21 protein-coding genes are annotated in these 22,411 nt (G+C 69.5%); 7 read left to right on the top strand and 14 right to left on the bottom strand.

What is annotated here, in order from left to right:
• The first annotated feature begins 198 nt into the window (after positions 1-198).
• From ABTW65_RS18665 to ABTW65_RS18655, 3 genes are all read left to right on the top strand, one after another.
• Positions 199-1,548 (top strand): FAD-dependent oxidoreductase, encoded by a 1,350-nt coding sequence (locus tag ABTW65_RS18665; protein ID WP_350662752.1) that lies wholly within the window; start codon positions 199-201, stop codon positions 1,546-1,548.
• Between the two features lie 125 nt (positions 1,549-1,673).
• A complete protein-coding gene (locus tag ABTW65_RS18660; RefSeq protein ID WP_350662749.1) occupies positions 1,674-2,435 on the top strand; it encodes a Clp protease N-terminal domain-containing protein in 762 nt (253 codons plus the stop codon).
• An 82-nt stretch (positions 2,436-2,517) separates the two neighbouring features.
• Complete coding sequence (locus ABTW65_RS18655; RefSeq protein ID WP_350662747.1) at positions 2,518-3,507, top strand: hypothetical protein; 990 nt, start codon at positions 2,518-2,520, stop codon at positions 3,505-3,507.
• A 57-nt stretch (positions 3,508-3,564) separates the two neighbouring features.
• Here ABTW65_RS18655 and ABTW65_RS18650 read toward each other — a convergent pair whose 3' ends face one another.
• From ABTW65_RS18650 to ABTW65_RS18605, 10 genes are all read right to left on the bottom strand, one after another.
• Entirely contained in the window at positions 3,565-4,458 is an 894-nt protein-coding gene (locus ABTW65_RS18650) for a hydroxyquinol 1,2-dioxygenase (RefSeq protein ID WP_350662745.1), read from the bottom strand.
• Complete coding sequence (locus ABTW65_RS18645; RefSeq protein WP_350662743.1) at positions 4,458-5,510, bottom strand: maleylacetate reductase; 1,053 nt, start codon at positions 5,508-5,510, stop codon at positions 4,458-4,460. The genes ABTW65_RS18650 and ABTW65_RS18645 overlap by 1 nt, the downstream gene beginning before the upstream one ends.
• Positions 5,511-5,536: 26 nt before the next feature.
• A complete protein-coding gene (locus ABTW65_RS18640; protein WP_350662741.1) occupies positions 5,537-7,327 on the bottom strand; it encodes an FAD-dependent oxidoreductase in 1,791 nt (596 codons plus the stop codon).
• A gap of 118 nt (positions 7,328-7,445) precedes the next feature.
• Positions 7,446-8,297, bottom strand: coding sequence for an alpha/beta hydrolase family protein (locus tag ABTW65_RS18635; protein WP_350662739.1), 852 nt, complete (start codon positions 8,295-8,297; stop codon positions 7,446-7,448).
• A 193-nt stretch (positions 8,298-8,490) separates the two neighbouring features.
• On the bottom strand, positions 8,491-9,510 hold the full coding sequence (locus ABTW65_RS18630) for a branched-chain amino acid ABC transporter permease (protein WP_350662737.1): 1,020 nt from the start codon (positions 9,508-9,510) through the stop codon (positions 8,491-8,493).
• The gene (locus ABTW65_RS18625) at positions 9,507-10,373 is read right to left on the bottom strand and encodes a branched-chain amino acid ABC transporter permease (protein WP_350662735.1); all 867 of its coding nucleotides are present in this window, start codon (positions 10,371-10,373) and stop codon (positions 9,507-9,509) included. The genes ABTW65_RS18630 and ABTW65_RS18625 overlap by 4 nt, the downstream gene beginning before the upstream one ends.
• Entirely contained in the window at positions 10,373-11,092 is a 720-nt protein-coding gene (locus ABTW65_RS18620) for an ABC transporter ATP-binding protein (protein WP_350662733.1), read from the bottom strand. The genes ABTW65_RS18625 and ABTW65_RS18620 overlap by 1 nt, the downstream gene beginning before the upstream one ends.
• The gene (locus tag ABTW65_RS18615) at positions 11,089-11,826 is read right to left on the bottom strand and encodes an ABC transporter ATP-binding protein (protein WP_350662731.1); all 738 of its coding nucleotides are present in this window, start codon (positions 11,824-11,826) and stop codon (positions 11,089-11,091) included. Before ABTW65_RS18615 ends, ABTW65_RS18620 begins: the two co-directional genes overlap by 4 nt.
• Positions 11,823-13,115, bottom strand: a complete 1,293-nt coding sequence (locus tag ABTW65_RS18610) for an ABC transporter substrate-binding protein (protein ID WP_350662729.1) — start codon at positions 13,113-13,115, stop codon at positions 11,823-11,825. The genes ABTW65_RS18615 and ABTW65_RS18610 overlap by 4 nt, the downstream gene beginning before the upstream one ends.
• A 156-nt stretch (positions 13,116-13,271) precedes the next feature.
• Positions 13,272-14,246 carry a helix-turn-helix domain-containing protein gene (locus tag ABTW65_RS18605; RefSeq protein WP_350662727.1) on the bottom strand — a complete coding sequence of 325 codons (975 nt, stop codon included), beginning with the start codon at positions 14,244-14,246 and terminating at the stop codon, positions 13,272-13,274.
• Positions 14,247-14,384: 138 nt separating this feature from the next.
• Between ABTW65_RS18605 and ABTW65_RS18600 the strand changes: the two genes are divergently transcribed.
• On the top strand, positions 14,385-14,915 hold the full coding sequence (locus ABTW65_RS18600; RefSeq protein ID WP_350662725.1) for a Dps family protein: 531 nt from the start codon (positions 14,385-14,387) through the stop codon (positions 14,913-14,915).
• Between the two features lie 173 nt (positions 14,916-15,088).
• On the opposite strand, the gene ABTW65_RS18595 is transcribed toward ABTW65_RS18600, so the two are convergent.
• The 4 genes from ABTW65_RS18595 to ABTW65_RS18580 all read right to left on the bottom strand — a co-directional run bounded on the left by ABTW65_RS18595 (position 15,089) and on the right by ABTW65_RS18580 (position 19,027).
• A complete protein-coding gene (locus ABTW65_RS18595) occupies positions 15,089-16,357 on the bottom strand; it encodes an NAD(P)/FAD-dependent oxidoreductase (RefSeq protein ID WP_350662723.1) in 1,269 nt (422 codons plus the stop codon).
• A complete protein-coding gene (locus ABTW65_RS18590; protein WP_350662721.1) occupies positions 16,354-16,716 on the bottom strand; it encodes a non-heme iron oxygenase ferredoxin subunit in 363 nt (120 codons plus the stop codon). Before ABTW65_RS18590 ends, ABTW65_RS18595 begins: the two co-directional genes overlap by 4 nt.
• An 86-nt stretch (positions 16,717-16,802) precedes the next feature.
• A complete protein-coding gene (locus ABTW65_RS18585) occupies positions 16,803-17,666 on the bottom strand; it encodes an alpha/beta hydrolase family protein (protein ID WP_350662719.1) in 864 nt (287 codons plus the stop codon).
• A 191-nt stretch (positions 17,667-17,857) separates the two neighbouring features.
• Positions 17,858-19,027 (bottom strand): glycoside hydrolase family 19 protein, encoded by a 1,170-nt coding sequence (locus tag ABTW65_RS18580; RefSeq protein ID WP_350662717.1) that lies wholly within the window; start codon positions 19,025-19,027, stop codon positions 17,858-17,860.
• Positions 19,028-19,193: 166 nt separating this feature from the next.
• On the opposite strand from ABTW65_RS18580, the gene ABTW65_RS18575 reads away from it, so the two are divergent.
• From ABTW65_RS18575 to ABTW65_RS18565, 3 genes are all read left to right on the top strand, one after another.
• Positions 19,194-20,354: an ROK family transcriptional regulator gene (locus ABTW65_RS18575; protein WP_350662714.1), complete on the top strand. Its 1,161-nt coding sequence runs from the start codon at positions 19,194-19,196 to the stop codon at positions 20,352-20,354.
• Positions 20,355-20,427: 73 nt separating this feature from the next.
• Entirely contained in the window at positions 20,428-20,838 is a 411-nt protein-coding gene (locus ABTW65_RS18570) for a hypothetical protein (RefSeq protein WP_350662712.1), read from the top strand.
• Complete coding sequence (locus tag ABTW65_RS18565; protein ID WP_350662710.1) at positions 20,835-22,391, top strand: multicopper oxidase family protein; 1,557 nt, start codon at positions 20,835-20,837, stop codon at positions 22,389-22,391. Before ABTW65_RS18570 ends, ABTW65_RS18565 begins: the two co-directional genes overlap by 4 nt.
• Positions 22,392-22,411 lie beyond the last annotated feature (20 nt).

Below are 22,411 nucleotides of genomic sequence, written 5' to 3'. Positions count from 1 at the left end.
GCACCCGGAACAGCAACCCCCGACGCGCCGTACGTGTCCGAGATCACGTTCCCAGACATACCCAAAACAAGAACACGTTCTAGGATTGAGCGTGAAACCCACGCACGACCGCGTAACCACCTGGTGGAACGGATTCGGAGGGTTACACGACCCCCTTTAGGCTTGCCTTAGTACATCCACGGAAGGTTGAACTCCCTTATGCGTGACATCCGCGTTGCGATCGTCGGTGCCGGCCCGGCCGGCATCTACGCTGCCGACATCCTCACGAAGGAGCACCCTGGTGCGCGCGTCGACGTCATCGAGCGTCTGCCTGCTCCCTATGGCCTGGTTCGCTACGGCGTGGCTCCTGACCACCCGCGAATCAAGGAGATCATCAAGGCGCTCAAGCGCGTCCTGAACCAGGACAGCATCCGCTTCATCGGCAACGTCGACTTCGGCACCGACCTCAAGCTCGACGACCTGCACCGGTTCTACGACGCTGTCATCTTCGCCACCGGCGCGATGGCCGACCGAGAGCTCGACATCCCGGGGATCGACCTGCCGCAGTCCTTCGGCGCGGCCGACTTCGTCAGCTGGTACGCCGGCCACCCCGACGTCTCGCGCGAGTGGCCCCTCGACGCCGAGGAGGTCGCCGTCCTGGGCGCCGGTAACGTCGCGCTTGACGTCGCCCGCATGCTGGCCAAGCCCGCCGACGAGCAGCTGGTCACCGAGATCTCCGACAACGTCTACCAGGGCCTGAAGAAGAACCCGGCCAAGACGGTCCACGTCTACGCCCGCCGCGGCCCTGCGCACATCAAGTTCAGCCCGATGGAGCTGCGCGAGCTCTCCCACTCCCCTTCGGTCGACGTCGTCGTCGAGGAGGAGGGCTTCGAGATCGACGAGGCCGGGGAAAAGGCGATCCAGAGTCACAAGGCGACCAAGCTGGTGGCCGACATCCTCCTGAAGTACATGGAGGCGCCCGCTGGCGACAAGCCCCACAAGATCGTCATCCACATGATGCAGAACCCCGTCGAGATCCTCGGCGAGGACGGTCAGGTGGTCGCGCTGCGCAGCGAGAAGACCGAGTACAACGGCGACGGCACCGTCACCGGCACCGGCGAGTTCACCGACACCCCGGTCCAGGCCGTCTACCGCGCCGTCGGCTACCTCTCCGAGGCGCTCCCCGACGTGCCCTTCGACAGCGAGAACGGCGTCATCCCCAACGCCGGCGGCCGAGTGCTCGACCTCAACGGCGAGCACATCAACGGGACGTACGTCACCGGGTGGGTCAAGCGCGGACCGGTCGGCCTCATCGGCCACACAAAGTCCGACGCCAAGGAGACCATCGACAACCTCCTCCACGACCTCGACAAGCTCAAGCCCGCCGAGCACGGCTCGCCGGCGGCGGTCCTCGAGCACCTGTCCGGCAAGGGCGTCGAGTTCACCACCATCGAGGGCTGGGAGCGGCTCGACAACCACGAGCGCTCGCTCGGCGAGGCCCAGGGCCGCGAGCGGATCAAGGTCGTCCCGCGCGACGAGATGATCCAGATCTCCAACCACTGCCACTGACACACGCCGTACGCAGCGGGCCGGTCATCCACAGGGATGACCGGCCCGCTGGCATTTCCGCCACAGCCACCCGGCCCCGTCAACCAAAGGTTGACGCCGTCGCTCCGTCAACCTAGAGTTGACGCATGACGACTCCCCGCGATGCAGACCCTGCCCTCAAGGCCGTACGCCTCGACACCCTGATCGACTCGATCAAGAAGGCTCGGACCGAGCCCCTGGACCAGCTGGCCGACGCGATGATGGTCGGTGAGCACCTGGGCGAGGTGGCCGACCATCTGATCGGGCACTTCGTCGACCAGGCTCGCCGCTCCGGCGCCTCCTGGACCGAGATCGGCACCCGGATGGGGGTGACGAAGCAGGCGGCCCAGAAGAAGTACGTCCCCAAGGCCGGCGACCAGTCGCTCGACCCGAACGCCGGGTTCGCGAAGTTCACCCCGCGTGCCCGCACGGTGGTCGTCGCCGCCCAGGGGGAGGCACGGAAAGCCGCGAACGCGGAGACCGGCGTACCTCACCTGGTGCTCGGTCTCCTCGCCGAGCCGGAGGGCGTCGCGGGGCACGCGATCAAGGCTCAGGACGTGACCCTCGACGCCGTGCGCGCGGCGGCGACGGCCGCCACCCCGGACCCCTACGGCGAGGTCGGCGAGATGATCCCGTTCACCGCCGACGCCAAGAAGGTGCTCGAGCTGACCTTCCGCGAGGCCCTGCGGCTCGAGCATTCCTACGTCGGCACCGAGCACATCCTGCTCGCCCTGCTCGAGTACGAGGACGGCGCCGGGATCCTCCACGAGGCTGGGATCGAGAAGGCGAGCACCGAGCAGACCATCGCCTCGATCCTGGAATCGCTCCAGGTCGACTTCGCCCAGGCCGACGCCGACGCGCAGCAGTAGCCCGGCCGGGAGGGCTACCTGATCTGAGGGACCGCCGGTACGTGCGCGCAGCACGTACCGGCGGTCCCGCTACGTTCCGAAGATGTCCCGCCGTCTCGCCCGACTCGTCCTCGGCATCGCGCTGGCCGTCGCGGCGCTCAACGTGCCTGCCGCGGTGACGGCGCCGTCAGCGGAGGCGGCCTGCCGGCCGGCGCTCAAGTCGCTGACCCTCGCCAGGAGCACCGTGGCCGGAGGCGCGTCGACGACCGCAACGATCAGGCTCACCTGCCGGACTCCCCGGCGCGCCAAGGTGCAGCTGTGGGCCAGCACGGGCATCCGGGTCCCGGCGTACGTCTATGTCGCCGGCGGCCGGAGCACGCGCGTGGTCACCGTCCGGACCTCACCCACGACGGTGCGCAGCAGCGGCAGGGTCAAGGCGGTCTACCGGCAGGTCGTACGCCGAGCGACACTCGTCCGCACGGTCACCCCGTGCTACCCGACGCCAGTGCCCACCGCGGTGGCGTTGCCCGCGTACGTCCACGCCGGCCAGAGGGCCACCGGGACGGTCACGCTCGACTGCGTCGCCAAGACGTCCCTGGCCGTGAGCCTCACCTCGAGCTCGACCTGGGTCACGGTCCCGGGCACGCTCAGGGTCCTGGCCGGGCGGCGTACGGCGTCGTTCACGGCGGTCACGAAGGCGCCGGCGGTCGGGACGCTGCCCGCGTTCAACGTGACGATCAGGGCTACCCGGAACGGTAAGAGCGCCGCGCGGACGATGCAGGTCCGACCTGAGATCCGGCCCTTTCGGGCCGGCGACAAGTTCGCCGTCAACGAGCCGATCCTGACGCCCGAGGGGACGGACGGCTGGGTGCGCGGAACCCTCCGGATCACCCTGGACCATCCGGCGCCGCCGGGCGGGCTCGACGTGAACGGCTTGACCGTTCCTGAGGGCGCGACCTGGACCGAGACGACGATCTATCACAACCCGTACCCACCCGACTCCCGCGTGACCGACCACCTCACGATCGCCGACTCAGCCGGCAACGTCCTGGTCCACGAGGACTTCACCTACATCGTCCATCCAGCTCCGTGAGGGGATCCCTGGCGTGCCGGGGCAACACCCCTGTGCCCGAAGCACGCCAGGGACGTTTCAGGCGCCGGCGGGCGCGAGGACGATGTCGAAACGCACCTTCGACCAAGTGCCGTCGACGACCCGGCCGTCCGGGGTCGGCGTGCCGGTGGCCTGCCGCTCGAACCTCTTGATCAGCGACTCCTTGACCCCGAAGACGGTGTCCTTCCAGCCGATCGGGTCGCCCTCCGGGAAGATGTGGGTGACCAGCGTGCGGCAGCCCTCGTGGGTGACCATGAAGTGCAGGTGTGAGGCGCGCAGCGGCGAGCGCCCGACCGCAGCCAGCATCTTGCCGACGGGGCCGTCGTCGGGGATCGGGTACGGCGTGGGCGTCAGCCCCCAGAACCGGTAGCCGCCCTCGCTGTCGGTGAACAGGTGCGCCCGAGCGGCCCTCGCGCCCGCATCGCGCTGGACGTCGTAGAGCCCGTCCTCGTCTGCCTCCCAGACCTCGATCTTGGCTCCGACCAGCGGTTTCCCGTCGGTTCCGGTCACCGTCCCGGTGACCCAGCACGGCTCACCCGGAGCACCGAACGCCATGTCGCCGCCCAGCTCGATCGCCGGGGAGTCCTCCACGAAGAACGGTCCGAAGACCGTGGCCTCGGTCGCGTCGGCGTACGCCTGGTTGTTGATGTTGATCGTCTGCATCGAGGCGCCGAGGGTGTCGGAGAGGAGGATGAACTCCTGGCGTACGTCGTCGGTGATGTGGCCGGCCTTGGTCAGGAACTCGATGGCCGCGCCCCACTCGTCCTCGGTGAGGCGTACGTCGCGGATGAAGGCGTGCAGGTGACGCGTCAGCGAGACCATGACCTCCTTCAGGCGCGGGTCCTCGCAGGCGTCGAAGGACGCGACGACGGTGTCGACCAGGGTCTGCTCGACCGCCTGCTGTTCCGGCGATACGCCAGGTACGTCGCTCATCAGCTCTCCTCTCCTGCCCACGCCGCGGTCAGCAGCGCGGTCAGGTTCTCCTCGGTGACCGGGGTCGGGTTGTTGTCGGGGATCGCGGCCAGGATCGGCTCGACCGCCTTGGCGATGCCGTCCTCGGGCATGCCGTAGTCCTTGAGCGCCTTCGGCGCCGAGAGCGTCGTACGCAACTCCGCCAGGCCCGCGACCGCGCTCGGCGCCCCGAAGGCCGCCGCGATCCGCGCCTCCGCCTCGGGGGCGGACGGCGCGTTGAAGGCGAGCACGTGCGGGAGCACGACCGCGTGGGTCTGGGCGTGCGGCAGGTTGAACATGCCGCCGAGCACGTGGCAGATCTTGTGGTGCATCCCCGAGCCGGCGGACGTGAACGAGACCGCCGCCAGGTAGGCGCCGTAGAGGGTCTGCTCGATCCCCTCGATGCTTTCGGAGTTCGCCGCGACCAGCGGCAGTCCGGTGGCGAGCCCCCGGATCCCCTCGGCCGCGTTGACCCGGTCGATGGGGTCCACCCGCGGACCCCACATCGCGTCGACGCAGTGCGCGAGCGCGTTCAGGCCGCTGGCGACGGTCATCTCTCCGGGCAGGGTGGTCAGCAGCGAGGCGTCGTAGACGACCGCGCGCGGCAGGACGCGGGCGTCGATGCCGGTCGTCTTGGTCTCGCCCGAGGTCAGGCCCCAGACGTTGGTCGCCTCGGACCCGGCGTACGTCGTCGGGATCGCCACTATCGGCAGCCCCGTAGTGAGCGCGACGGCCTTGGCCAAGCCGGTGGTCGAGCCACCGCCGACGCACACCAGCGCGTCGACGGCGGATTCCGTCGCCCGCTCACGAGCCCGCTCGGCGACTTCGACCGGTACGTGCATCACGACCTCGTCGTGGTGCAGCGCGACCGGTACGTCGGCGGTCACCCGGGCGGCGAGCTCGGCCTCGCGCGCGCCGGCGATGACCATCACTCGCCGGGCGCCGAGCTCGTCGATCTCAGCTGCCACCGCAGCGGGCGCCTCGCCTGTGGCGAAGCGGACCCGCTGCGGCAGCGACTCATGCGTGAACTTCATCGAATCCCCCCGCTCGACCGGAACGATCAGGCCTTGCCCAGCAGCGTCGCGACCGCCTCGCCCAGCGCGGCGCCGGGGTCCTCGGGAAGCGACATGGAGCGCCAGGCGATGTGCTTGTCAGGACGGACCAGGAGGGCGCCCGACTCCTCGACCTCGCGGAGCTTGGCCCAGTCGAAGTAGAGGTCGGTGACCGGCCGGCCCGGGCCGATGACGACGGTCTGGAGCGGGATCCCGAACTTCGTCCGGGCCGCCTCCGCCGCGTCCTCCCACGCCTCGCCGGCGACGCCGGTGATCAGCGTCCACTTCGTGTAGGGGGCGAGGTCGAGCATCGCGTGCTTCTCGACGTTGTCGCCGACCCAGGCGTGCGGCAGGTGAGCACCCGGCGAGGTCGACATCCGGTGGTAGAGGTCCTCGTCGTCGGTCGGCGCGGGCCGGGTGCCGTCGGAGACGATCGCGTTGGACTCGTAGAACTGGCCGAGCTCGACGCCGTGGGCGTTGAACTCGTAGTTCTTGCGCTCCATCGCGGTCACCAGCGCCGCGCGCTTGGCGGCACCCTCGGGGGTGTTGGCCTTGCGCTCCTCGATGGCCTTGGCCATCTCCTCGCCCTCGAGGCCGACCACGCCGAGCGCCTCGAAGAGCTCACCGAACTCGCGCGCGGACTGGTTGGCGCGGGTGACGATGCGCTTGGCGACGGGGGCACGCTCGGCGGAGTAGGACTCCAGCAGCGAGGTCTCCGCGTAGCCCTGCAGCACCGCGGCGAGCTTCCAGGCCAGGTTGTACGAGTCCTGGATCGAGGTGTTCGAGCCGAGACCGTTCGACGGCGGGTGCCGGTGGATGGCGTCGCCGGCGCAGAAGACGCGGCCCTTCTGAGCGTGGGTCGCGTACATCTCGTTCACGCCCCACAGCGAGTATCCGGTCACGTCCGGCTCCAGGTCGGGCATCCCGAGCAGGTCGCGGATGACCTTGACCGCGTACTCCTCGGTCAGCTCCGGCGGCGGCTGGTTGATGTCGTAGCCCCACACGATCAGCCACTCGTCCCAGGGGCGGACCATGCGGACCAGGCCGGTGCCGATGCCGCCGACGTTCGAGCCCGGCTGGATGACCCAGTAGAGGACCGACGGGCGGTGGTCGACGAGCTCGGAGAGGTCGGCCCTGAAGGTGATGTTCATCGACCCGGCGATGTCCATCGCGCCCTCGAGCGGCAGGTCGATGTCGGCGCCGACCTGGGTGCGGGCGCCGTCGGCGCCGATGAGGAACTTCGACCGGATCTTGTACTCGTGGCCGGTCAGCCGGTCGCGGGCGATCGTGGTGACGCCCTCGTCGTCCTGGGTGTGGCTGAGGTATTCGGTGGAGAACCGCGTCTGGGTGCCGCGCTCGGTCGCGTTGCGGACCAGGATCGGCTCGAGGTACGTCTGCGGGATGTCGACGGTCAGGCACGGCGAGGCGAGCTGGTAGTCGGCCTCGCGGTCGGGACGGGTGCCCCAGGTGCGGATGCGGCCGATCTCCTCGCCGGCGATGCTCGTGCAGAAGACGGTGTCACCGACGAGCTCGTGCGGCGTCGCGTCGGCCAGCACCTGCTCCTCGATGCCCAGGTCGCGGAAGATCTCCATCGCGCGCTGGTTGGTGATGTGCGCCCGCGGGGTGTTCGCGGTCCAGCGGTACTTCGTGATCATGATGTTGTCGACACCGAGCTCACTCAGGAAGAGCGCGGCGGAGGCGCCGGCCGGGCCGGATCCCACGACGAGGACGTCGGTGGTCACGACATCCTCGGTCTCGGGGACCTCGGTCTCTTGCTGGCCGTCGTCGAAGACTGGCATGTTCCTCACCTTTCCGAGACCGCGGCGGGGTGTGGGATCGCAGCCTCAGGGCGAGTCTTGCGGCCCGCTCGGGCCGCATCAAAGGTGGGGTCGCTGGTTGGCGGAAATGCGTACGCGACTAGCGCGCGAGCCACTCCTGGACGGCGGCGATCGTCGAGTCCGGCTTCCGGGCCCACTTGAAGTGGTCGATGCCGGGCTCGTCCAGGTGGACCCGGGCGACCTCGAGCCCCGGCATCCGGCGGTGGATCTCGTCGACTGTCGCGCTCGGGGCCAGCCAGTCGCCCTCGATGGAGACGATCAGCGCGGGCTTCTCGAGCGTGCGCATCGCCGAGGTGATGTCACGGGCCGGGCTGCCGAAGCGGAGCCTGCCGGTGCGGGCGTACCTGGCCCATTCCCTCATCAGGGTGCGGGCCTCGCGCCCGGCGAACTTGAGCTGCTTGCCGGGGAAGTGGCCGACGACCCGGCCGACGAGACCCATCGCCTGGCTGGCGACCAGGAAGCCCGGGCCGTAGTTGCGCCAGTAGGGCGTCTGCGAGGCGACGTAGATCAGGCCGGCGACCCGGTCGGGGTGCAGCGCGGCGTAGGCGCTGGCGGCCTGGCCGCCGAGGCTGTGCCCGAGGACGTACGCCGCACCGGCCGAGGCCGGGATCAGCTCGCCGAGGCGGTCGACGGCAGCGGCGATGTCGTCGACCAGGTCGGCGTAGCCGAAGTCGTAGGACCAGCTGGCGACGCGCCCGCCGAGCTCCTCGTGGCCACGCTGCTCCATCCGGCCGACGTTGATCCCCGCCTCCGCGAAGGCCGCGATCAGCTTGTCGTAGTAGCCCGCCGGCATGCCCATCGCGGGCACAACTAGCACCGTCGGCGCCTCGGGGTCCGCCGCACGGACCACCGTCAGCGTGAAGCTGGTGCCCTCGGCACGCTCGATTCCGTACGCCTCGGGGGTGGTCGTGGGGGTGCTCGTCTCGGTCACCCGACCAATGTTACTCGCGAGTAGCGCCCTCAGGTAGTTCAGGCCGCCCACCGATGGCTCAGCAGCCGGCATCCTGCGATCCACAACAATCCCCCGCCTGTGCACAACCCTGTGGATAACTCTGGAGAGCGGTGGATAGTCGGGGATGAATCGGTCGGTTACTTGCGAGTAGAGCGACCCGTTTGATCCCCGACTATCGGCTGAGGACCGTGTGACCGACCGGGAAGACCTCATAGCGACCACGCGCCATCAGGCCCCACAACCCACGCGGAGCCAGCAGTACGACGGCGATCGCGACCACGCCGAGCGCGACGAGATACCAGGTGCCGTAGGAGTCCAGGAGCTGCTGGAGCGCGAAGAAGATCACCGCGCCCAGGATCGGACCCTCGATCGTCCCCAACCCGCCGATGACCACGATGAAGATCATGAAGGCGGTGTACTGAACCGAGAACATCGAGTCCGACGAGACCCGCAGCCCGTTGACCGCGATCAGCGCGCCCGCCAGGCCGGCGCCACCGGAGGCGGCGACGTAGACCACGCGCTGCGAGCGCCGCACCGCGACGCCGAGCGATGCCGCCGCCACCGAGTCGTCACGGATCGCGGTCAGGCCGAGCCCGACGCGCGAGCGCATCAGGGCGTACGTCGCGAGCACGACGAGCACAGCCAGCGCGAGCGCCAGGTAGTAGACGGTCGCGATCCGCGTGATTCGGTCGACGCCCTGGAAGGCGGTGAGCGAGAGGCCGGAGCCGCCACCGAAGCCCGGAAGCTCCTGGGTGACCAGCTTGAAGACCTCGGCCACCACCCAGGTGCCGATCGCGAAGTAGCCTCCGACCAGCCGGAACAGCAGGAACGAGGTGGGGATGGCCAGGGCGGCGCAGACCACGCCGGCCGCTACGACGGCCACCGGGATCGGCAGCCCGATGACGTCGGCGAGCTTGATCACGCCGTAGCCGCCGGCACCGATGTACGCCTGCTGACCGATCGAGACGAGCCCGCCGTAGCCGGCCATCAGGTTCCAGGTCGTGCCGAGGATGATCAGCGCGAAGAGGGTGACCAGGTTGGTCACGTCGCCCGGGCTGAACACGAACCACGGCGCCGCAGCCAGGAACACCACGATCGCGGCTAGGACGCCGCCACCTGCGAGCGAGGGCCAGCCGCCGCGTACGACCTTCAGGTCATTTCTGGCGAGGTCCTGGGTGGCGAGAGTGCTCATGCGACGACTGCCTTCGGGAGCAGGCCCTGGGGCCGGAACAGGAGTACGACCAGGAAGACCAGGTGACCGGCGAGAACGCCGTAGGCCGGGTCGATCTGGGCGCCGACGGTCTGCGCGACGCCGAGCACGAGGCCGCCGAGGAGTGTGCCCCACAGCGAGCCGAGGCCACCGATGATGACCGCCTCGAAGGCGAAGATCAGGACCAGATCCCCGTACGTCGGGCTGAACTGCGTCGACATGCCGAGGAAGACACCGGCCAGGGCGACGGTGCCGATCGCGATCGCGGTGGCCAGGGCGTACATGTGCCTCTCGTCGATCCCCATGAGCGTGGCCGCCTCGGGGTCGTCCTTGGTCGCGCGCATGGCGCGGCCGATGCGGGTGTGGGAGAGGTAGAGCTGCAGGCCGACGATGACGCCGACCGCCACCACGAGCGTGATCAGCGAGAAGACACCGAGCCGCAGGCCGCCGAGCTCGACGGACGCGGTCGACAGAGTGCCGATCGAGATCTTGCGGGAGTCGGCGGTGAAGATCTCTTGGAGCAGGTTGGCGCCGATGACGGCCAGGCCGAACGAGACCAGCAGCGGCGACAGCTCGCCGTGGCGCAGCGCCGGGTTGAAGAGACCGCGCTGGATGGCGTAGCCGACCGCGGCGAGCACCGGGATCACGATGACGATGGTGAGGAACGCCGGCATCCCGGTCTGCTGGACGAGCCAGTAGGCGAGGTAGGCCGAGGCGACCGCGAGGACGCCGTGGGCGAGGTTGACGATCCGCATCACCCCGAAGATGAGGCTCAGACCGCAGGCGAGGAGTGCGTACTGCCCGCCGAGCAGGACTCCCTGGAGGACCGCGTTGATCCAGTCCATCAGCCGACCTCCTGCTCGCCGACGCCGAAGTACGCCGCCTGCACCTGCTCCCGGGTGACGTCGGCCGCCGCGCCCTCGAGGACGGTGCGCCCCTCGAGCAGGCACTGGACCCGATCGGCGACGGTGAGCGCCTGGGTGAGGTCCTGCTCGACCACGAGCACGGTCGTTCCCTTCGCGGCGATCGTGGGGAGCGCCTTGTAGATGTCGGCGATCACGACGGGCGCGAGGCCGAGCGAGACCTCGTCGAGCAGGATCAGCTTCGGGTTGGACATCAGCGCCCTGCCGATGGCGGTCGCCTGCTGCTCGCCACCGGAGAGGTGGGCTCCGCGGCGCGTTCGCTTCTCCGCGAGCAGCGGGAACGCGTCGTACACGGTCTGGAGGTTCCACGGGCCGGGTCGGCGTCCGTGCGCGCCGACCTTGAGGTTCTCCTCGACGGTGAGGGAGGCGAAGATCCGGCGTCCTTCCGGCGTGAGCGCGATGCCCTCGCGGACCCGCCGGTGGGCGGGGGTGTGGGAGACGTTGTGGCCGTCGAAGCGGATCTGGCCGGCGCTCGGGCGGAGCAGGCCGGCGATCGTCTTCAGCAGCGTCGACTTGCCGGCGCCGTTGGCGCCGATCACGGCCAGCGTCTCACCCTCGGCGACCCGGAGCGTGATGCCGTGCAGGGCGCGGAAGTCGCCGTAGGCGACGTCGATCGCGTCGACCTCGAGCAAAGTGGTCACGGGGCGTCGCTTTCCAGGTCGGGGGAGCCGAGATAGACGGCGGCGACCGTGTCCGAGGCCATCACCTCGCGTGGGTCGCCGGTGGCGACGACGTCGCCCTGAGCCAGGCACATCAACCGGTCCACGACCTGCAACAACGCGTGCACGATGTGCTCGATCCAGACGACCCCGGTGCCGCCGTCACGGATCGCGGAGATGGTCTCGATCAGCGCGGGCAGCTCGTGCTCGGTGAGGCCGCCGGCGATCTCGTCGAGGAGCAGCAGCCGCGGCTGGGTGGCCAGTGCGCGGGCGAGCTCGAGCCGTTTGCGGTCGAGGAGCCGCAGCGAGCCGGCGCGGGTGTTGGCCAGGTGGGTCAGGTCGGCGGTCTCCAGCGCCTCCCAGGCCAGCGCGTTGGCCTCCTTCCGGCGCGTGCCCGCGCCGAAGGTGGACCCGACCAGCACGTTCTCGAAGACGGTGAGCCCCTCGAAGGGGCGGGGGACCTGGAACGTACGCCCGATCCCCAGGGCCGTACGCCGGGCGGCCGGCATCCGGGTGACGTCGGTGTCGTCGAAGCGGATGGTGCCCGCGTCGGCCGGGAGGGTGCCGGTCACCAGGTTGAGCAGCGTGGACTTGCCGGCGCCGTTGGGCCCGACGATGCCGAGCGCCTCGCCGGCGGCGACATGGAAGGAGACCGAGCGGGCCGTGACGACCTGGCCAAAGGACTTGGCCAGGTCGTCAACGTGAAGCAAGGTCACTTGAGCGCCTCGGGCTCGCCCCCGAGAGGTACGTCGGGAGCCAGCGAGTTCTGCACGACGACCAGCTCGAACGGGTGCTCCCCGCCCTCGACCTGGCGCCACTGACCGCCCGCGAGGGAGGTCTTGGCGACGTACGGCGGGACGTTCGCGTCCTTGCCCCAGGCGACGTCACCGACGACCGTGGAGACCTCGAGCCCGGCCAGCGCCTTGGTGATCGCGCCGGCGTCGGTCGAGCCGGCCTCGGTCACCGCCGCGGTCGCGACCTCGAAGAGCGCGTGCGCGAAGCCCAGCGGCTGGGTCCACTGCTTGCCGGTCTTCTCCTCGTACGCATCCGCCAGCTCCTGCGCGGACTGGCCCGTCAGCGAGGACTTGTAGGGAGCGGTCGGGGTCCACCACACCTCGGTGGAGAGGTTGTGGGCGATCGGGCCCAGCGCCTCGACGCTGCTGGGGAACAGCAGCGCCTTGCCGATGGTCGCGACCTTCGGGTTGTAGCCCTGCTGCTTCGCCTGCTGCCAGAACGTGGTGAAGTCCGGCGGGATCGGGACGCCGACCAGGACGTCGTGACCCTTGTAGGCGCTGATCTGGGCGGAGAAGTCCTTGGTGCCGTTGGGGTAGTTGCCCGGGTTGTCGATCTTGACGCCCGACGCCTCGGTCAGCGCCGGGAAGTTGGCGCCCCAGGCCTCGCCGTCGGGGTCCTTCGGGAACAGGCCGCCGGCCTTCTTGTTGTTCGGAACCTTGCCCCAGATGTCGGCGTAGACGGTCGAGACGTCCTCGAGACCCCAGAAGAAGTGGTAGCTGTACTTCAGCTCGGCGGGCTTGTCGCCGCTGCGGATCGCGAACGGCTGCCATGGGGCGACCGTGGTGATGCACGGGATCGAGTTGGCCTCGCACTGCTCCGAGACCGGATTGACGATGTCGGGCGTCGAGGAGGCGACGATGATGTCGGCGCCGTCCTTGTTGATCAGGTCGCCGGCCACCGCCCCGGCCTTCGTCGTGTCGCTCTGCGCGTCGCGCACCACGATCTCGACGTCGAGCTCCTTGTCGCCGGCCTTGACCGGGTTGTCCTTGAAGTAGGTCTCCAGCTCGTCGACGACGAAGCTGTTCGCCTCGCCGAACGGCGCCGAAGAGCCCGTCTCGGTCGAGACGAACCCGATGGTGAGCGTGTCCTCGCCGCCACCGCCTTCGTCGTCGATGCCGCCTGACCCGCAGGCGGTCAAGGTCAGCGCCATCGCTGCGACACCGGCGGCGGCCATGCTCAGGCCGCGTCCAGTGGTGAGTCCGTTGCGCACGTACGTCTCCTTAGAGAGTGTGGGGTGTTCGAGAGTGTCGTCCGCCGCCGCCCCTACTGGTGGGAAGCAAGGTCCGGTTGGCGGAAAATCGCATGGAAGACCTATCGGACTTTTGGTGGACTTGTCACCCTTTCGCGCCGAGAAGTGAGCGGAGGCTCAAGCGCGGGCGGCGCGGCGTACGTCTCCGGCGGCGACGCCGAAGCGCTTGCGGAAGGCCTGGGAGAAGTACGAGGCCGAGGTGAAACCGCACTTCTCGGCGACGTCGACGGTGCGGATGGCCGGGTCCGAGCCGGTGGCGAGCATCGCGTAGGCGAGCTCGAGGCGGCGGCCGAGGATGTGGCGCGGGACGCTGGTGCCGGCGTCGGCGAAGAGCCGGGACAGGTGCCGCTCGGAGATGCCGGCGCCCGCGGCGACGGTGGTGGCGGAGAGGCCGGGGTCGGCGAGATGGTCCTCGATGAACGCCTTCGCCGCCGCCCGATGGGCCGTGGCCAGCGAGACCTTCCCGGCGGTGGCGATCACCGAGATCAGGTCGAGCACGGCACCCTCGTCGGCCGGGACCGGGTCGTGGGGCCGGAGGGCGCGGCCGACCATCTGCACGAGCGCTCGGCCGTGCGGGTCCTGGTCGCGGCCGGCGTCGAGGACGAGCGGCGACGGCATCGACGCCATCCCGGTGCGGGCCGCGAAGGCGTCCACCGGGACCTTGACGGCAAGCTCCTCGAGCCCGTGCCCGAAGCCGCGCAGGAACGGCGCGTCGACGTCGCACACGATCAGCTGCCCGGGCCGGATGAGCTTGCGGCGGCCGGCGTACTCCAGGATCGCCTCGCCGCGGAGGCTGGCGTAGACGGCGATCGACCGGGCGGGGATCTCCTTCACGAGACTGGCCGGCCGCTCGACGACGTGGCGAGTGGCTCGAACGCGCGCCAGATGGATCTCGTCGAGCTGCAGGTTGACCTCCTGCGCGTCGAACGCGTGTCCGTCGATGGGCCGGCAGGAGAGAGCGACCAGGGCGCTGGCGTTGTGGCGTTCCCAGGCCTCGACCTGCGCGTCCTCGCTCAGCCGGCTGGTCTCGAAGACCTCCGGGCGGCGAACCCGCGCGACGAGAGGGGCTGGGTCGTCTCCGGCTGGCGGCACGACCCGACTCTACGGCGTGCCGAGAGCCATCCGCGATGACTTAGGGAAGACTAACCTTTCTGGAATGGTTCAAGAAAAGGTGGCACAGTTGGTGTCACCACGAAAGACCAACACTTCAATCTGGGGGACCCACCGAACATGGCTACGAAGACCGACACGAGCAGCGCCACCCACACCTCGCACCCCGCGTTCATCCCGAGCCCGGCGTTCGCGACCCAGATGCAGCGTCTGCTCGTCGATCTGACCGAGCTCAGCCTGCAGGGCAAGCAGCTGCACTGGAACGTCGTGGGCAAGAACTTCCGCGACATGCACCTCGTCCTCGACGAGGTCGTCGACGCTGCCCGCGACTTCACCGACGAGGTCGCCGAGCGCATGCGTGCGCTCTACATCCTCCCCGACGGCCGCACCGGCACCGTCTCCGAGGACACCACCCTCGCGCCGCTCCCGGCGACCGAGGTCGACACCGCGACCGCCGCCGACCTCGCTGCCGCCGCGCTCTACGCCACCTCGAAGACCGCTCGTGACATCCACGACGACATCGACTCCGAGGACCCGACCACCGCTGACCTGCTGCACGCGATCATCACCCGCGTCGAGCAGCTCGCCTGGTTCATCGACTCCGAGAACCGAGTCGCCAACCAGTCGAAGCCGGCTCAGCTGACCGTCTGATCTTTCCCTTAGGACGGCGTCCCGCGAGTTGCTCGCGGGGCGCCGTTCTTCGCTTTTGCGGGTGGCGCGCGGGCTGGGGCATTTTCCCGCCATGGCGGGATTGTGCGGGTGTGTTGTCGCAGGGCAGTCGCCATTTTCCCGCCATGGGGGGAATTTGGCGCGCCCTGCGCTCGCTACCTGGATCCCCGCAAGAGCTTTCGGAGGTCGGTCTGGGGATCGGCGAGGTCGGAGGCGCGTACGTCGACCCCTCGGTCGATCATCCGGCGCGCCGCGCGCACGGCGTTGGGGTCGTCGACAGCGACCGCGCCGATGACGCGCTCGCCGCGGAGAGTGAACACCGAGAAGGGCGGCTCGCCGAGGGCGCCGCGTACGACGTTCTCGTGCTCTGAATCTGGGTCATGCATCTCACCGACGACCTCGACATGCAGGTCGTAGCGGTCGGTCCAGAACCACGGCGCGGTCTCCGCGCCGGCGTCGACACCGAGGATCGTCGTCGCTGCCCGTTGACCGTCGTGCAGCGCCGCCTCCCAGTGCTCCGCACGGCGACGGCCGCGGCGCCGGGCGCAGTCACCGACGGCGAGGACGTTCGGGTGCGAGGTGACCTGATGGTCGTCGACGAGGACGCCGTTGTCGACCTCCAGGCCAGCTGCCTTCGCCAGGGCGGTGTCCGGCCCCATGCCCACGGCCAGAAGGACGGCATCGAACGTACGTGGCTCCACCTCGCCTGCGATGTGTGCCACGACTCCGACTCTTGTCGACTCGAGCTTCTCGACCGTGGCGGTCACCGTCTCCACGCCGTGGACCGCGTGCAGGGAGTGAAGCCATGCAGCGACCCGGGTGCCGACTGCCACCGCGATCGGCGGGTCAGCGGGATCCACGAGCACGACCTCGCAGCCGAGCTTCCGAGCGGTCGAGGCGACCTCGGCCCCGATCAGGCCGGCACCGACCACCAGCAGCCGGGCGCGCGCGAGCAGCACGTGCTGCAGCGCATCGGCGTCCTCGGCACTTCGCAACGTGTGGATTCCGGTGGTCGAGATCGGGATTCCCTCACCGGCTGGCGGAAAATCAAGCCGCTCCCCGACGACGCGTTCGAAGTCGGGCCACCGCGAGTTCCCGCCCGTCGCCAGGACGATCCGGTCGGCGGACAGCTGTCGACCGCCCATCAGCACCACTGTGCCGGCCGCGGGGTCCAGCGACTCCACCAACGCGGGCGCGACCAGGTCGATCCGCTGCTCGGCGTACCACCCGGCAGCCTGCAGCGCGATCGAGCCCAGGTCCTTCGCGCCTGCCAGATACTCCTTGGACAGCGGCGGACGGTCGTACGGGAACGGGTCGACGGTGAGGAGGGTGAGCTCACCGACGTACCCCTGCTTTCGCAGCTCCGCGGCCGTGGAGACGCCGGCGATCCCGCCACCGACGACGAGGACCGAGGAGACCGTCACGGCCTCTCGCCGGGGAACAGATACACCTCACCGTCGCGCACCTCGACGCGGTGCGGGACGGTGTCGCGGGTGGCCGGGAGCCCGTCGACCTTGCCGGTCTTGAGGTTGAACCGCGAGGAGTGCAGGGGGCATTCGACGTCGCCGTCCTCGACCCAGCCCTCGGCCAGCGAGGCGGTCTCGTGGGTGCAGGTGTCGTTGAGGGCCCAGCAGGTGCCGTCGTCGTCGCGCAGGATGGCGATGTCGTCCTCGGTGCCGGTGATGTCGGAGGAGATGGCGATCCCCTCACCCTCCGGGATGTCGTCGACGGACGCGACGCGGATGCCTGTGCTGGTTCCGCCGTTTCCACTGTTTCCGGTCATGCCCCCATCTTCCAACGTGGGGGTAGAAGAACCGGCCACCTCCCCCCGAGGTGGCCGGTTCGATTTCGTACGTCAGGACCGAAGGATCAGTCCGGGCAGGTGTTGCGGAAGTCGGACAGGTTGATCGAGGACGGCGCCGGGCAGAGGAACTGCGAGTAGCGGGTGTCGTCGTCGACGTACCTCTTCAGCCAGGTGACGAACAGGCGTCCTTGCCAGTCGTCGTCGGTGTTGGCGATGAAGTGGTCGCCGTTGTTGATCTCGCCGTACGCCTTCTCCCGAGCCCCGGTGGCCGAGGTGTAGAACGGGATGGAGTGCGAGCTGACCGGCGCGACGCTGTCGTTCTCCGCGCCGATGATCATGGTCGGGATCTGGATGCCGGGCCAGGTCTTGTCGGTGTGCCAGGGCTGCAGCGCGACCGCGGCCTTGATCGAGGAGTCCTGGTTTGCCGCCGCGAGCGTGCCGCCGCCGCCCATGGAGTGGCCGGAGACCGCGATCCGGGACTCGTCCAGGCGCGAGGCGACCGTTGAGGAGGCGTTGTTCTTCAGGTAGGAGACCGCTGCCAGGATCTGCGAGCCGCGGCTGTCGGGCTGGTCGTAGCGGGAGTTCGTGTCGATCGCGAAGACCACGAACCCGTGCGAGGCCACCCGGCGCGCGACGGCGGAGTAGGACGACGAGGAGGCCGTGTAGCCAGGGGCGAGCACGACACCGCCGTACGTCCCCGCAGTGGTGGAGGTGGGGTAGTAGATCGTCCCGCCGCCGAAGCCGGTCACCAGTGAGGAGACCGAGGCGGTGGAGAGGGAGAACGTGCCGTTGTCCAGGACGCTGGCCGACGTCGGGTCCGGTCCGCGCTCGTAGGGGCTCTCCGCATCGGCCGGCGCGACCAGGCCGAAGAGGGGGAGAGTGACAGCCGCGGCGACCGCGGCGATTCGGAGAGAGAGTGATCTGAGCACCGAGCATGCTCCTTTGTCCGTCCGGCCCCGGGCTGTCCGGGGTTCCGGTTGCTACTCGAAGGTAGGGGCGCGGCCGGGCGACCGACACCGGCACGGAGGCAGAACCTCGTTGGGCGCTTGTCACAAAACGGAAACACGGCGGCGTACGCAGGTGGGGCTGCGTACACCGCCGGTTTCTGTGCGGGATGTCCTCAGCAGTAGAGGTTCCCGCCCGGGTCCACCCCGAGCAGCGAGGTGATCTCGGTGTAGTTGTCGACGCGGCTCTGCACCTGGGCCGGGTTGCCGCCGTTGCACTCGATGGCGCCGTTGATGGACCGGATGGTCTCGCCGAAGCCGGCACCGTTGACCATTGCCGCGTGCGGGGTCATGGTGCCCGGGCCGTTCTGGGTGTTCCAGTACCAGAGCCCGGTCTTCCAGGCGACCGCCGGATCGGTGGCGACCAGGTTGGGGTTGTTGAGCAGGTCGATCCCGAGCGCGTCCCCGGCGGCCTTGTAGTTGAAGTTCCAGCTCAGCTGGACCGGACCGCGGCCGTAGTACTGGTCGTTGCCCGCGGGACAGCCGTAGGACTGGTTGGGATCGCAGTAGTGCGGGTAGTTGGCCTCGTTCTGCTCGACGACGTAGAGCAGGTCACCGGTCTCGTGGGCGACGTTGGCGATGAACGCCGCGGCCTCCCGCTTCTGCACCGCCTCGTCCCCAGCATTGGTGAACTCCGGGTAGGCGCTGAGCGCCTCGACAAGGCCTGCGTACGTGTAGAAGGGGTTGCGGTTGGGGAAGAGTTGGTTGAACTGCTCCTCGCTGACCGGGAACTCACCGGCCTCCGGCGCCGGGGACTCCGGGTCGGTGGCGGTGCCGCCGATGTTCACGTCGATGCAGGCGTAGAAGGCGTTGGTCGTGTCGGCGACGTTCCAGACCGCGAGGACCTTCTGCCGGCCGGTGAACGACCCGAAGTCGACCTGGTGCTCGACGGTGGCCGGCGGCTGCGCGCCACCGTCGTCGAACTCGGCGATCTTGGTGCCGCCGATGAAGTACTGCCAGGTGCTGGTGCTGTGTCGGGCGCTCAGTGACCAGGTGAACGTCTGGGACCGGCCGACCGGTGTGGCCTGCCAGTTCTTCGAGTCGTCGTCGAGCTCGGCGAACCTCGAGTTGCCGCCGGAGCAGCTGGTCAGGCCCTTCGGGCCCTCGACACTCTGCGGTTCGTACTTGATGTCCCCGCACTCGACGGTGCCGGCAGCACACTGGGCCTGCCTGCTCGGGGGGTTCGAGATGTAGCCGTGCGCACTTGCGGGGCTCGTCGGCAACAGGGCCAGGACGGGCGCCAGCAAGATCCCGCCGAGAACGGCGATCTTCGTGGTAGTACGCATTCCAAACTCCTTGATGGGGGTTGAGAAGGATGGCGATCGAAGCCCTACTGTAAGGTTCCTTTACAGTTACCGTCTAGACCCTGCGTGGACAAACACCGGCTCGGGCCCTGCAATTGTTAGGTTGGCGTTCCGTACGCCACCCCTACCCGTGAAAGGAGCGCCGCCGATGTCGAGACCACCCAAGACACACCTGATCCGCGACACCAACGACCGCGCGGCGCTCGACCTGATGCTCTCGAACGGGCCGGTGACGAAGACCCGGCTCGGCGAGCTCGTCGGCCTCTCGAAGGTGACCGCGGGTCAGCTGCTGACGCGCTTGGGCGAGCGTGGCCTGGTCGAGGTCGTCGGTGTGCAACAGGGCGGTCGCGGCCCCAACGCGGCGCTCTACGGCGTGGTCCCGTCGGCAGGCTATGTCGCGGCCCTCCACATCGGCCCCGACCAGATCACCGCGTCGGTCGCCGACATCACCGGCACCGAGCTGGCCACCGGCGCGCTCGACCCCCACGAGGCCTCCGACCCGGTCGAGGCGGTGCGGGCCACCGTCGCCGACGCCACCCGGAGCGCCGGCATCACGATGTCGCAGCTCCGCTGCCTCTCGATCGGTACGCCGGGCATGATCGACCCGCGCACCGGTGACATCCGCTTCGCCAACGACCTGCCGGACTGGCGCGCGGGCGTCCTCGCGGACCTCCGCCGCACCTTCCAGCGGCCGATACTGATCGAGAACGACGTCAACCTGGCCGGGCTCGCCGAGCAGTCCGCCGGAGCCTCCCACGGCGTCAAGGACTCGGTGCTCGCCTGGATCGACCGTGGCCTCGGCCTCGCGGTGATCGTCGACGGCCGCCTCCACCGCGGCGCGGGCGGCGGTGCCGGCGAGATCGGCTATCTGGCGGTCCCCGGCGCCTCCACGCCACACGGCACCGACAGCCCACAGCACGCGGCCTTCCAGTCGTTGGTCAGCGTCGAGGCCATGGACACCCTCTCCCGCGCGTTCGGGCTGAGCGGCAGCGGCGTGGACTGCGTACGCGCCGCCGCCGACGGCAACCCCGACGCCGAGCCGTTCCTGGAGGAGCTGGCCAGGAGGCTCGCCCTCGGCCTGGCGGGGATCTGCGTGGTGCTCGATCCCGAGCTGTGCGTGCTCGCGGGCGAGGTCGGGCGCGCCGGCGGATCGGTCCTGGCCGCACGCGTACAGAAGGCGATCGCCGCCCTCGGCCCCAACGTCCCGACCGTCGTCCCCACCGAGATCTCCGGCGACCCGGTGCTCCGCGGCGCCCTCCAGATCGGGCTCGACACGGCCCGCGACGAGGTCTTCACCCACCAGGGCTGACCCCGACGAGGATCCGCCGGCGGTCAGGGGAACGCCCGATGTCATAGGTACCTTGGCTACCTATTGTCGAGGTGTGACCACACAGATACGCGAGCGCCGACCACGCGTCAGCCTCTTCTGCTTCCGAGCCGTCGCGGTGGCGACCGCGCTCTTCGCGATCGGGCAGCCGATCTTCATCGGCTCCTACTTCGCCGGCACCTTCGAGGCGCTCGGCCTCCACTCCGCCGGCGCGGTAGCGCTGCAGGGCCTCGGCCTGCTGCTGCCGATCGCCGCGGGCGCCGTCGTCGCGATGCGGGGGCGCTGGTGGTTCCTCATCTGGTCGGTCGCGCTCTTCTTCCTCATCCACGTCCAGGCGATCCTCGGCTACACCCGGGTCCTCCAGCTGCACGTTCCGCTCGGTGTCCTCACCGTCGGCATCGCGGTAGCCGTGGCCATCGCCGCCCTGCGCCGCGGCGCCGGCAGCCCGCGGGAGGTCCAGCGATGAAGATCGGGCGACGCACCCTTCTGGGCGCCGGACTTGCCGCGCCAGTCGCCGGATCACTGGCCGCGTGCGGCGAGGCCCCAGAGCAGACCGGACGGATCCTGCGCAGCGCGGCACGGCTGCCGAAGGCGTACGAAGTTCCGTTGCCGTTGCCGCCGGTCAAGCGCCCTTCGGGCGACCTGATCGAGATCGCCCAGCGCACCGCGTCGGTGGAGATCCTGCCCGGGCTGCGGACCGAGATGATGACGTACGACGGGGTCTTTCCCGGGCCAACGCTGGAGACCCGCCGGGGCGAGGCGGTGACCGTACGCCACACCAACTCCCTCACGCTGCCCACCGCGACGCATCTCCATGGCGGGCACACCCCGGCGAAGAGCGACGGCTGGCCGACGGATCTGCTGGTGCCGCCGGGCTTCGAGGCGCATCCCGGCCACCATGCCGGTCACGGCGGCGGTCACGAGGCCATGGCCGACCCGAAGGCGCTGGTCACGACAGGAAAACGGGACTACCGCTATCCGCTCGAGCAGCCGGCGACGACGCTCTGGTACCACGACCATCGGATGGACTTCACCGCCCCGCAGGTGTGGCGTGGGCTGGCCGGCTTCCACATCATCCGCGACGACGAGGAGGACGCGCTCTCGCTGCCACGGGGCGAGCGGGAGATGCCGCTGATGATCGCCGACCGGGCCTTCGACGAGGACGGCGCGCTGCGCTATCCGGCGCTCGACCCGGAGCTTCTCGGCGAGCCCGGGGTCGAGGACCGCTACATGGCCGGCGTGCTCGGCGACGTCATCCTGGTCAACGGCGCCCCCTGGCCGGAGGCGGAGGTCGAGGCGGCGCAGTATCGGCTGCGGCTGCTCAACGCCTCCAACGCGCGCCGCTACGCACTGAGCCTTCGCAGCTCCGACGGGCAGCCGGTGAAGTTCACCCAGATCGGCTCCGACGGCGGGCTGCTCGCCGCCCCGGCCGAGCACGGCGAGATCACGATGGCCTCCGGCGAGAGGTTCGACGTCGTCGTCGACTTCCGCTCGCTCGCCCCCGGGACGACGGTCGAGATGCGCAACCGTCTCGGCACCGGCCGGACCGCTCAGGTGATGCGGTTCCGCATTGCCCGGCGCGCGGCCGACGACGTCCGGATCCCAGCGAGGCTGGCCGACGTACCCGAGCCCGAGAAGCCCGAGGGAGCCGTCGTCCGCAGGTGGCACTTCCGTCGTGCGGACGTGCACGGCCGCAGGGGTTGGGGGATCAACGGCAAGCCGTTCGACCCGGCGGTCCCGCAGGCCAAGGTGCCGCTCGAGTCCACCGAGATCTGGGAGTTCTTCACCGACGCGCACCACCCGGTCCACGTGCACCTCTCGCCCTTCCAGGTCCTGCGGCGCGGCAACCACGGACCAGGCCCGATGGACCTCGGCTGGAAGGACACTGTCGACGTACGCCCCTACGAGGCCGTCCGGGTCAGGGTGAAGTTCGAGCGGTACGCCGGCAGGTTCCTCATCCACTGCCACAACCTGGAGCACGAGGACATGGCGATGATGGCCGGCTTCGAGACGGTCTGACCCTCCGGGAGCCGGTCTGA

Source organism: Nocardioides sp. NPDC127503 (genome assembly GCF_040302165.1).
Classification (GTDB): Bacteria; Actinomycetota; Actinomycetes; order Propionibacteriales; family Nocardioidaceae; genus Nocardioides.
The sequence above is the reverse complement of the archived record's forward strand: the minus strand, read 5'-3'. Positions and strand labels throughout refer to the sequence as shown.

What these genes read in the sequence shown, in the direction of transcription:
- ABTW65_RS18630 (WP_350662737.1), bottom strand. Translation starts at nt 9,510, where the DNA reads ATGAGCACTCTCGCCACCCAGGACCTCGCCAGAAATGACCTGAAGGTC.
- ABTW65_RS18665 (WP_350662752.1), top strand. Translation starts at nt 199, where the DNA reads ATGCGTGACATCCGCGTTGCGATCGTCGGTGCCGGCCCGGCCGGCATC.
- ABTW65_RS18590 (WP_350662721.1), bottom strand. Translation starts at nt 16,716, where the DNA reads ATGACCGGAAACAGTGGAAACGGCGGAACCAGCACAGGCATCCGCGTC.
- ABTW65_RS18580 (WP_350662717.1), bottom strand. Translation starts at nt 19,027, where the DNA reads ATGCGTACTACCACGAAGATCGCCGTTCTCGGCGGGATCTTGCTGGCG.
- ABTW65_RS18650 (WP_350662745.1), bottom strand. Translation starts at nt 4,458, where the DNA reads ATGAGCGACGTACCTGGCGTATCGCCGGAACAGCAGGCGGTCGAGCAG.
- ABTW65_RS18655 (WP_350662747.1), top strand. Translation starts at nt 2,518, where the DNA reads ATGTCCCGCCGTCTCGCCCGACTCGTCCTCGGCATCGCGCTGGCCGTC.
- ABTW65_RS18565 (WP_350662710.1), top strand. Translation starts at nt 20,835, where the DNA reads ATGAAGATCGGGCGACGCACCCTTCTGGGCGCCGGACTTGCCGCGCCA.
- ABTW65_RS18660 (WP_350662749.1), top strand. Translation starts at nt 1,674, where the DNA reads ATGACGACTCCCCGCGATGCAGACCCTGCCCTCAAGGCCGTACGCCTC.
- ABTW65_RS18645 (WP_350662743.1), bottom strand. Translation starts at nt 5,510, where the DNA reads ATGAAGTTCACGCATGAGTCGCTGCCGCAGCGGGTCCGCTTCGCCACA.
- ABTW65_RS18640 (WP_350662741.1), bottom strand. Translation starts at nt 7,327, where the DNA reads ATGCCAGTCTTCGACGACGGCCAGCAAGAGACCGAGGTCCCCGAGACC.
- ABTW65_RS18600 (WP_350662725.1), top strand. Translation starts at nt 14,385, where the DNA reads ATGGCTACGAAGACCGACACGAGCAGCGCCACCCACACCTCGCACCCC.
- ABTW65_RS18575 (WP_350662714.1), top strand. Translation starts at nt 19,194, where the DNA reads ATGTCGAGACCACCCAAGACACACCTGATCCGCGACACCAACGACCGC.
- ABTW65_RS18625 (WP_350662735.1), bottom strand. Translation starts at nt 10,373, where the DNA reads ATGGACTGGATCAACGCGGTCCTCCAGGGAGTCCTGCTCGGCGGGCAG.